General features: G+C 57.1%; 7 protein-coding genes and 1 pseudogene. All 8 read right to left on the bottom strand.

The window, feature by feature from the left end:
* Positions 1 to 349: 349 nt before the first annotated feature.
* A complete protein-coding gene (locus NKH99_RS32245; protein WP_353017887.1) occupies positions 350 to 1,138 on the bottom strand; it encodes an amino acid ABC transporter ATP-binding protein in 789 nt (262 codons plus the stop codon).
* Entirely contained in the window at positions 1,138 to 2,112 is a 975-nt protein-coding gene (locus tag NKH99_RS32240; protein WP_353017885.1) for an amino acid ABC transporter permease, read from the bottom strand. Before NKH99_RS32240 ends, NKH99_RS32245 begins: the two co-directional genes overlap by 1 nt.
* Positions 2,112 to 3,020 carry an ABC transporter permease subunit gene (locus tag NKH99_RS32235; RefSeq protein WP_353017883.1) on the bottom strand — a complete coding sequence of 303 codons (909 nt, stop codon included), beginning with the start codon at positions 3,018 to 3,020 and terminating at the stop codon, positions 2,112 to 2,114. Before NKH99_RS32235 ends, NKH99_RS32240 begins: the two co-directional genes overlap by 1 nt.
* Before the next feature lie 346 nt (positions 3,021 to 3,366).
* On the bottom strand, positions 3,367 to 4,404 hold the full coding sequence (locus tag NKH99_RS32230) for a transporter substrate-binding domain-containing protein (protein ID WP_353017881.1): 1,038 nt from the start codon (positions 4,402 to 4,404) through the stop codon (positions 3,367 to 3,369).
* 343 nt (positions 4,405 to 4,747) lie between these two features.
* Positions 4,748 to 5,315: pseudogene (gfa, locus tag NKH99_RS32225) on the bottom strand (S-(hydroxymethyl)glutathione synthase).
* Between the two features lie 46 nt (positions 5,316 to 5,361).
* Positions 5,362 to 6,474 (bottom strand): S-(hydroxymethyl)glutathione dehydrogenase/class III alcohol dehydrogenase, encoded by a 1,113-nt coding sequence (locus NKH99_RS32220; RefSeq protein ID WP_353017879.1) that lies wholly within the window; start codon positions 6,472 to 6,474, stop codon positions 5,362 to 5,364.
* Between the two features lie 88 nt (positions 6,475 to 6,562).
* A complete protein-coding gene (locus NKH99_RS32215; RefSeq protein WP_353017877.1) occupies positions 6,563 to 8,029 on the bottom strand; it encodes an aspartate ammonia-lyase in 1,467 nt (488 codons plus the stop codon).
* 75 nt (positions 8,030 to 8,104) lie between these two features.
* On the bottom strand, positions 8,105 to 9,271 hold the full coding sequence (locus tag NKH99_RS32210; RefSeq protein ID WP_353017875.1) for an aminotransferase class V-fold PLP-dependent enzyme: 1,167 nt from the start codon (positions 9,269 to 9,271) through the stop codon (positions 8,105 to 8,107).
* Positions 9,272 to 9,936 lie beyond the last annotated feature (665 nt).

The raw sequence follows: 9,936 nt of genomic DNA, 5'->3' as shown, positions 1-9,936 counted from the left end.
CCGCTGCCCATGGAGCGTTCTATGAACCGCTTTCGGATCACCAATCTCGATGGTGAGATGGTTACGCCGCGGAGTGGCCAATGCCCCGTTTATTCCGAAATTGATAACTATACCGAAACTGCCTTCATTTGAGCCGGCGTTCGGAGAAGGGTACGCCTCCGGCGAGGGCTTCACCGGTCTTCACCGGACTTCACTGGTCTTCACCGGATGGGTACGGAGAAGGCAGCGGGCATCCATCTCAAGCGGAAGGGCGTTGGAGACGCCGAGCAGATGATCAGATCGATCGCGCGTATGGCCGGCATCCGGTCGCCGGCTCTGGCATCGCCGCATTCGTGGAAATGCACTTGATTTAGTGCTTCAGCACACGATGCAGGAAGGTTCGGGTGCGTTCGTTTTTCGGCTCGTCGAAAATCTGCGCGGGCAGTCCCGCCTCCACGATGGCACCCTTATCCATATAAATGACGCGGTCGGCCACTTCGCGGGCGAAAGCCATCTCATGCGTGACAATCATCATCGTCATGCCATCGGTGCGGAGTTCGCGCATGACGTCGAGCACCTCCCCGACCAATTCCGGATCGAGCGCCGACGTGGGTTCGTCGAATAACATGACGTGCGGCTCCATCGCCAGCGAACGGGCAATCGCCACCCGCTGCTGCTGCCCGCCTGATAACTTGCCGGGATATTTTTGCGCCTGGTCTCCCAGCCCGACACGTTCGAGCAGACGCATTGCGATAACCTCCGCCTCCTCGCGCGATTTGCGGCGGACGCGCATCGGGGCAAGAGCAATGTTCTCCATCACCGTCTTGTGTGGAAACAGGTTGAACTGCTGGAAGACCATTCCTACGCCGCGTCGGATTTGATGCAGCGTCTTTTCGCCACGCCCCCCGAATTCCAGGTCCTTGGTCGTCGGCATTGAAAAGCCGTCAACCACCAAGGAACCGCTCTGATGGGTCTCCAGCCCATTGACGCAGCGGATCAGCGTGGATTTGCCGGAGCCGCTGGCACCGATAAGCACCACCACCTCGCCGGACGCCACCGACAAAGTCACGTCGCATAAAGCCTGGAACGATCCATAAAACTTGTCGACGTTGGCAAAGCCCACCATCGCCGGCCCGGACTCATCAGCTCGCACTATCATTAACGCGTACTCCTATTCATCTGGGCCTCCATTCGCCGAGATCCAAACGTAATCGCAGAGCCGATAACGAAATATACGGCGAACATGAACAAGTAGACTTCATTTGTCTGACTGCTGGCGGTAGGGTCCACCAATATCAGTTGTCCGGCGCGCAGGAAGTCCATCAGTCCGATTATAAACACAAGCGTCGCACCATTGAAAACGTCGAGTACGTTACCGACGAGTGCCGGCTGCACGACTCGGATCGCCTGCGGCAGGACTATCTCAGTTGCAACTGTCCAGTCCGACATGCCCAGGGAGCGCGCCGCCTCCCGCTGTCCGAGCGGCACGGCTAGAAACCCGCTGCGCACATACTCGGCCACATAAGCGGCATTGAAGACGGTGTAGCCGACCATGCCACGTGCAAGCGAGGATATCGAAACTTCCTGCATGAACAGCGGCACCGTGATCCAAATCCAATAGACAACGAGAATCAGTGGTACCGACCGCATCACCTCGATGTAGCCGGTACAACAAGCTCGCAGACTGGGATTTCTGCTGGCACGGCCAAACGCGAGCAGGATGCCGAGCGGCAGAGACGCTGTTGAAACAACGACCGTGAGCATTATACTGAGCAGAAGCCCACCCCAACGGTCGAGCCCGGGCGGAGCCAAAACAAATACAGCGGCCCCGCAGGCAGTCAGCCAGATGGCCACACCAAACCGACGCGACCAGGGCAGTTGCATGGCGCCGACCGCAGTGCACAGAATGGCGAGCGTCAACCAGGCACGCCATGTTTGCTCCACCGGATACAACCCGATCAGTAGCAATCGCAGGCTCTCGTAAATCCTCTCCCAGTACGCGTCCCAGATCATCCATCGCAGCAAGACCACTGAAAGCCAGCCAAGCACCGCGACGACGAGTATCGAAAGAATCGAATCAATGGCGTTCGCAAAAAGGTTGCGGCGGACCCAGCTATGCAATGTCGCCATCATCACGCTCTCTCCAAGGCTATCCGTGTATTTACGACATTTGTGAAGGCACTGATTACCCAACTGAGGAGCAGATAAATCGCCATGACGACAATGACGGTTTCGAAATCGCGGCCAGTCTGGTTGGCCACAGTACCGCTAACGTTGAATAACTCCGGGAAGCCGATCGCAATACCGATCGACGTATCCTTTGTGAGGCCGATATAGCGGTTGGTGAGAGAAGGTATAATAATTCGAAACACTTGTGGAAGCACGACGTCCTTAATCGCATCAGCCCGCGACAAACCTAGTGCCGCCGCCGCTTCCCATTGTCCTTTGGGCAAGCCTTCGATTGCACCACGAACAACCTCAGAGATATACCCGGCGCTGTTTATCGTGATAGCAATCAGGATAGCTGACATTTCTGAGCTGAAGTGCAATCCACCGGTCGCACCGAAACGTCCAAGTACCGGCAAATCAAGATCAATGCGGAAACCTGTTGCATAGGCCGCACCAACCACGCATAGTCCGGCGCCCGATAGCGCTACACGCCATCGCGCAGGGAAGCGTCGCAGACACGCCGCTGCAAGGAGGATAATTGCGATGGCGACCAAAGCAGTCGACGCCGGCCCCGCACTATCTGATAGACGTGGTAGCGGCAAAAAGACGCCGGACTGCTCTGCGACGAACCACTTATTGACGCTTGTTGCGCTTGCGGCCGACGGTAACTGAAGCATGACCGCGAAATACCAGAACATTAGCTGGATCAGAATCGGCGTATTCCGGATGAACTCGCCAATCGCGAAGGCGAGATTTCGAACCAGCCAATTAGTCGACAAACGAACGACGCCCAACCCAACTCCGATCATTGTCGAGCACGTGATCGCCAGAAGGGCCACTTTAAGCGTATTAAAAAGGCCGGCTTCCAGCATCGCCAGATTCGACGAGGCAGCGTCTACACTTCCGAAAATTGGCGCCCACCCCGTCCAGGAGGGCGCCAAGCCCTCGCTTATGTTAAATCGTGAAGGTGCGGTCAGATAAGCGAAACTGAAGTCGATACCTCGACTTGCCAAAGTCTTGTGGACTGCTAAGGCAGCCAGAATAACTAACCCAGTAACCGCCGCTACTACGGTGCCGTGAGTCAGCTTGTACCGGACCAAGGCAATATATCGCCCAGCGGGTGTCCTGGCGAGCGACGACCGCCGCAGCCTAGCCGACTTTTCTCTCATGTCGGAGCCCAATGTACGGGCAAGCGGATCGATCGACACCACCATCCGCTTACTCCCAGATAGGCGAGTACAGAAGGCCGCCGTTGACCCAGGACGCATTGGGGGTACCGTTGCGGTCAATATAATAAGGCGTCTTCGGGCCCAGGTTGCGGTCGTACATCTCGCCGTAGTTGCCGACGGCCTTGATCATGTCGGCCACGAAACTATTGGACACGTGAAAGTCCGTGCCGAACCCGCCCTCCGCGCCGAGGAACTTTCGGATGACCGGATCGGGTGATTTTTTCATCTCGTCCAAGTTGGCTGCGGTAATACCCCACTCCTCCGCCTGAAATAGCCCGAAAACAGTCCACCTCAACAGGTTGCGCCATTTCGAGTCGTTCGCGACGACAAAGCCGGCAAATGGCGATTTGCCGGTCGATTCCTTGAGGATTATGTAGTCGTCGGGATTGGGCGAACTGCCGCGCCAACCGGCCAGCGCAATTTTGTCTGTTGTCATCGCATTGCATCGGCCACTACCCAAAGCCCCAAATAGCTTGTCGTCAGAATCGAAGGTCAAGACCTTGATATTCGGTACGTTCTGAGACTTGAAGAGGTTCGCAAGGGTGACCTCAGTACCGGTTCCCTGTGTCGTGCAAACCGTTCCACCGGCAAGATCCTTAAACGTCTTCACACCGGATGACGCCTTCACCATAAATCCGCCAGCGTCATAAAAATAGATCGGCAGAAAATCGATTGCGATCGCCGATTCACGAACAGGGTAAACAGTTGTAGAGAAATAGCCGACGTCTGCTTGACCTGTTGTCACTACGTTGAATCGGCTCTTGGCTGTAACGATTACGAAATTGACTTTGTCCGGGTTCCCCAGAACCGCAGCTGCGGTAGCACGACATAGGTCAACGTCCAATCCTTCCATCTTTGATGTTTTGGGATTGAGGTAGCTGAAGCCCGGGACCCCGTCGCCGGTCGCGCAGTTGAGCACGCCACGCTGCTTGACGTCATCAAGTACCGAGGCGCGGGCAGATGGCGATGCCGCAATTGCGAGAGCAACCGCGGCGCATAAGTAACCAATAGTCGATGGTACACGCATGGCCTAATTCCCCTGGGATTCTAGCTACAGTTTCTGGTGCTTTGCGCTTTGAGGAGGTCCTCAAAGAACGTGGTCAGGAAAGCACAGCCTTTTTTGGATGTCCATGTTAGTTATCAAAAATAGGTTTGTATATTTTTGATTTTTGAGAATTTTCGAGCCCATGCGCGGTCCCGCGCGAGTTCAAGGCCAGGTTGGCAGCGATGAATGAGCACTGATGGCAGTCCGTCATTGGAGCCCCGGCGGCGTAATCGTTGGATACCGGATCAGAGTAATCGCTTCGCAAGCATTAGCGAAACTGCGCGAGAAGGCGGCGGATCGGATGGTTCCGGCCCGCCTCAAAATGTCACTGCAGGATACCGTTTTTCTTCGCCGTCCAAGTCGCCAGATAGTCCATCAAGGCCGGCGAAAGACAATCATATGGTCGAGCCCCACATGCTTCAGTTTGGCGCGGTTACCATCCATCTCCGAGGGATCGACACCACCTTCAATGACTGAGGAAACAAAGGCGGCAAAACCGGGCTCCGGCCATTTGCCGTTGTCGAACAGCTCCGGATGGATGAAGGACAGACCCTTGAAGGCGTGATCCCGTTCTACCGGACCGTACATATGCGTGCCGCATTCCTTGCACGCGTGGCGCTGGATAAGGGCGGAGGGATCGACGACCGCCAGCTTGTCGCCGTTTTCGACGATCGAAACGCTTTCGCTCGGGGCACGGCCACGACGGAGAACGCCGCGCCATCTGGCTTCCAGCACTTTGTGCGGCCGCAGGCATGATTGTGGGCGATCCCGGCCGAGACTTTCACCTTGACAGGTCGATCGGTGCATTTGCAGGCAAGAATGCCACCTGCATGATTGCTATCGCCCTTGAGAAGTCCGTTCTGGATCAAAGGATGAAGAAGTCGAACGCTCATGGTTTCCTCCTGGGTTTTCCCGCGACATGCGGGTTCTTATCAGCGATCAATAGACGATCACCGAACGGATCGACTTGCCTTCGTGCATCAGATCGAATGCCGTGTTGATCTCATCAAGCGGCATCTTGTGCGTGATCAGGTCATCGATGTTGATCTTGCCTTCCATGTACCAGCCGACGATCTTCGGCACATCCGTGCGCCCACGGGCGCCGCCGAAGGCCGTACCTCTCCAGACGCGGCCGGTAACAAGTTGGAACGGACGGGTAGAGATTTCCTTGCCGGCTTCCGCCACGCCGATGATGATGGATTCTCCCCATCCGCGATGGCAGCATTCGAGTGCCTGGCGCATCACGTTGACGTTGCCAGTTGCGTCGAAAGAATAATCCGCGCCGCCGTCGGTCAGGTCTTGGATAGCCGGCACAACCTTTTCGTTGCCAATTTCTTTGGGATTGATGAAGTCAGTCATGCCGAACTTGCGTGCCATTTCGGCCTTGGCAGGGTTGATATCGACGCCGATGATCTTGTCAGCGCCGACCATGCGCGCGCCCTGAATGACGTTGAGGCCAATCCCGCCGAGGCCGAAAACAACAACGTTCGAGCCGGGGCGAACCTTCGCGGTGTAGATCACCGCGCCTATCCCCGTTGTGACGCCGCAGCCGATGTAGCAAATCTTGTCGAACGGCGCGTCTTCGCGAACCTTGGCAAGTGCGATTTCCGGCAGGACGGTAAAGTTGGAGAATGTCGAACATCCCATGTAGTGGAAGATCTCGCCACTATCATAGGAAAAGCGTGTCGTTTTATCCGGCATAAGCCCAAGCCCTTGAGTGGCCCGGACGGATGTGCAGAGATTGGAACGCTGCGAGAGGCAGGTTTTGCACTGGCGGCATTCCGGAGTATAGAGAGGAATGACGTGATCGCCCGGCCTTAGGGTCGTGACGCCAGGGCCCACTTCACGAACGATGCCCGCACCCTCATGACCGAGGATGGCCGGAAACCTGCCTTCGGAATCGAGACCTGCAAGGGTGTAGGCATCAGTGTGGCAGACGCCGGTCGCCATGACCTGCACCAGCACTTCGCCGGCCTTCGGGCCACCTATTTCGATGGTTTCGATGGATAGGGGTTTATTTGCCTCCCAGGCGACCGCAGCTCTGCTTTTCACGTTGGCTCCTTCTTGGTTTACTGACTACTTGGGAGTTGGGCGGCTGCTTTCACTGCGCGCAAACAGTCGATCGATCTCTAGCCCGCTGTCACGACGCCAACCGTGATCGCGTTGGCCGCGTCAACAGGTGCGGATCGGCGGTTTGCGCGATTAGATCCTCCGAAAGGTCCGGCTGCTCGGCCAGGATTTCGCGAATGGTTTTGCCGGAGGCCAAGACCTCCTTGGCAAGCTCCGCTGCCCGCTCGTAGCCGATGGCAGGCGTCAGTGCTGTTGCCACGGCGGTGCTGGCTTCGAGATGTTTGCGGCAAGTCTCCGCATTGGCGGTAATGCCCACGACGCATTTCGTGCGTAGCACGTCGACGGCATTGGTCAGAAGCTCCAGCGAGTGCAGTATGTTGTAGGCGATGACCGGCTCCATCACGTTCAACTGCAGCTGCCCCGCTTCGGAGGCGAGAGTGATTGTGAGATCGTAACCGATGATCTGGAAGGCGACCTGGTTGACCACCTCCGGCACTACAGGATTGACCTTTCCGGGCATGATCGAAGAGCCGGGCTGGAGCGCTGGCAAATTAATTTCGTTCAGGCCGCCTCGAGGGCCGCTGGATAGCAGCCGCAGATCATTGCAGATCTTCGAGAGTTTGGTGGCCGTCCGCTTCAGCATGCCGGAGAAGAGCACGAAGGCGCCCGTATCCCAGCAGGCTTCGATCAAATTTCCGGCGGAGACGACGGGCACGCCGGAAATGGCGCGCAACTCCGCGACAGCTGCCGCCTGATAGTCAGGGTTCGTATTGATGCCCGTGCCAATCGCCGTGCCACCGAGGTTGATTTCATGGAAGAAGGAGGCAATCTCACCGAGACGGGCTACATCTTCGCGCAGCGTCGTCGCGAAAGCCTGAAACTCCTGGCCGAGAGTCATCGGAACGGCGTCCTGCAACTGTGTCCGGCCAAGCTTGATTACGGCTGAGAAGCTTTCGGCCCTGGCCTCCAACTCGTCCGCGAGCTGCTCCAAAGCTCGCTGCAACGCCCCGCGTGAAAGAAGGATCGCAAGGCGGATCGCCGTGGGATAAACGTCGTTTGTCGACTGAGCGAAGTTCACGTCGTTGTTGGGATGTAGCTCGTCGTATTTTCCCCGTGGCAGTCCCATGATCTCCAAGCCGCGGTTGGCGATGACCTCGTTGACGTTCATGTTGGTCGAGGTCCCGGCGCCGCCCTGAAACACATCGAGCGGGAATTCGCCAAGGTGCCTGCCCGCTGCGATTTCCTCGCAGACCTGACAGATGACATCGGCCTTTTGTTTATCGAGGTCGCCGAGCGCGGCATTGGCGCGCGCCGCTGCCATCTTCACGTAGGCAAGCGCCTTGATGAAGTTCGGAAAATGGCTGATTCTTATACCCGAAATCGGGAAGTTGGCGATGCCCCGCGCCGTCTGAGGGCCGTAGTAGGCATCGACCGGGATGGTTACAGGGCCAAGCGGGTCTTTCTCGATGCGCACGGTTTGTGGAGCGTTCGTCACGATGATACCTCGCAATGATTTGCGGATCGCCGATGCGTACATTCAAGAGAAAGCGCATTGCCGCCTCCCTTGTATCCTTCTTGGTGACACCACTCGCCCGACAGGAGGGAGAAGGCATCACGCGACCTTGGAGGAGCGGCTAGCCTTTTTGCCGCGTTCCTTGATGACATCCAGAACGCGATCGACATCGGATCCGGTGTTGAACATGCCAAGCGAGATGCGAACGCCATCACGCTCGGGCGAGACGCGCACATCCTTGGAGGCGAAGTAGTCGATCCACTCATCGGCGGGCAGCGCGGCGACGTAGATATGCGGTGCACGGTTGGAGCGGTCGCGGGGGCCAACAAGCTTGATGTTAAGCGCATCAAGCCCCGCTATGAGCCTGTCGCCCAAATCAAAGCAATGAGCCTGAACATTCTCGATGCCGATGTCGTTGATCAGGTCAAGAGCCGCGCCAAGCCCATGAATTGCCGGCAGGTTGAAGTTGCCGAGCTCGAAGCGGCCGGCAGTGGGAGCCGGCGCCATGTCGTCAGGGCGGGCGATGAAATCCGCTGGCGGATTTTCAAGGCTGATCGCCGCCAGATACGCCGGCTCCAATTCCGTGCGGGTGCGATCCCAATAGAGCAGGCCCAAGCCTTGGGGAACCAGGAGCCCCTTGTGCGTTCCCGAGCCGATGAATGTGGCGCCGACTTTCTTTGCATCGATCGGCACGACCCCGACCGCCTGCATGATGTCGACGACGAAGTAAAGGTTCTTTTCCTTGCAGAGCACACCTACGCTTTCGATATCGAAGCGATGCCCTGCATGGAAGGCCACATGCGATATCGAGATCGCCTTGGTATTGGCGTCGAGGTGGGGGCCGAAGCTGTCGGCGTTGACGATTTCCGTCATGGGAATAAATCGGACCTCGACGCCCTTTTTCTTCAGGTTCAGGAATGCATAGGTGTTGTTGGGATGGTCGCCATGGATCATCAGAACATTGTTGCCCGCCTTAAGCGGAAGAGCGTTCGCGGCAATGTTCATCGCTTCCGACGTGTTTTTCGTGAAGGCGATTTCTTCGGTGGCCGCGTTCAACAAAGCCGCGACCTTGGCCCGCGCTTCCTCCATGCGGTCAATCCACACGGATTTCGGACCAGCTGTCTCGTAACTTTCCTTTATAAAAGCTTCAAAGGCGTGCTTGACCGGCGTTGACATCGGCGTCTGGAACCCGGAGTCGAGGTAGGTCATTCTCTCGACGACAGGAAACAGCTTCCTGACCGCATCAACGTCGTAATACTGCGTCATCTATCTCTCCGATTTGGCAAGCCGCATCTGCTCACCGGGGTGAGCCACGTCCTTGGACACGTCGACGATGCTATTTGCACGCACCCTGTTTCTTTGCGACGCTTCGCCTGCGAGCGGCAGTGACCAAAGCATATGTAAAAAGGGCTGTCGGTCCATCAATATATCTTTTATCGGCCCTTTTTATTCCAAAAAATGATAAATTACGCAGGTCCCGCCTCTCGAAGGCGCACTCTGGCTGCGCATCTAGCTCGCAGGCAGATGCGCGGTGAGGATTGTAGGAGCGCGTTATGGCGCGCCGCATGCAGTTTCGCCGTGCAGCCAGCATGTAAAACACAGCATCGAGGGTTGCGCCGTCCGCCCCGAACACAAGGGATGAGGGATTGGTGGAGTGCGAAGGTCTCTAAACCGCCATTTACCAGCACAAGCCGAAAGGACGTTTCATGCTCAAGCGTTCTCGAGGGTTGGGTACGAGCAAAGAACGAGCTTTGGCGTCGAGCAAAACCCGCCGGCCTGCAGCTTTAAAAGTTGTGTGCGTCAAGTTCTGCAAAATGGTGTGGCATTGCGTTGACGTTGGCGTGTACGCCGCGCAGCCCCCGTGTTTAGCGGAGCGGCGGACACATGACGGTGCTCAGGCGGCCAAGGCCCTCAGGCTCTCCTTCTTGTGC

The sequence above is a fragment of the Mesorhizobium sp. M0854 genome (assembly GCF_040319815.1).
Taxonomy (GTDB): Bacteria; Pseudomonadota; Alphaproteobacteria; order Rhizobiales; family Rhizobiaceae; genus Mesorhizobium.
The sequence above is the reverse complement of the archived record's forward strand: the minus strand, read 5'-3'. Positions and strand labels throughout refer to the sequence as shown.

What these genes read in the sequence shown, in the direction of transcription:
- NKH99_RS32245 (WP_353017887.1), bottom strand. Translation starts at nt 1,138, where the DNA reads ATGATAGTGCGAGCTGATGAGTCCGGGCCGGCGATGGTGGGCTTTGCC.
- NKH99_RS32240 (WP_353017885.1), bottom strand. Translation starts at nt 2,112, where the DNA reads ATGATGGCGACATTGCATAGCTGGGTCCGCCGCAACCTTTTTGCGAAC.
- NKH99_RS32235 (WP_353017883.1), bottom strand. Translation starts at nt 3,020, where the DNA reads ATGCTGGAAGCCGGCCTTTTTAATACGCTTAAAGTGGCCCTTCTGGCG.
- NKH99_RS32230 (WP_353017881.1), bottom strand. Translation starts at nt 4,404, where the DNA reads ATGCGTGTACCATCGACTATTGGTTACTTATGCGCCGCGGTTGCTCTC.
- NKH99_RS32215 (WP_353017877.1), bottom strand. Translation starts at nt 8,029, where the DNA reads ATGTACGCATCGGCGATCCGCAAATCATTGCGAGGTATCATCGTGACG.
- NKH99_RS32210 (WP_353017875.1), bottom strand. Translation starts at nt 9,271, where the DNA reads ATGACGCAGTATTACGACGTTGATGCGGTCAGGAAGCTGTTTCCTGTC.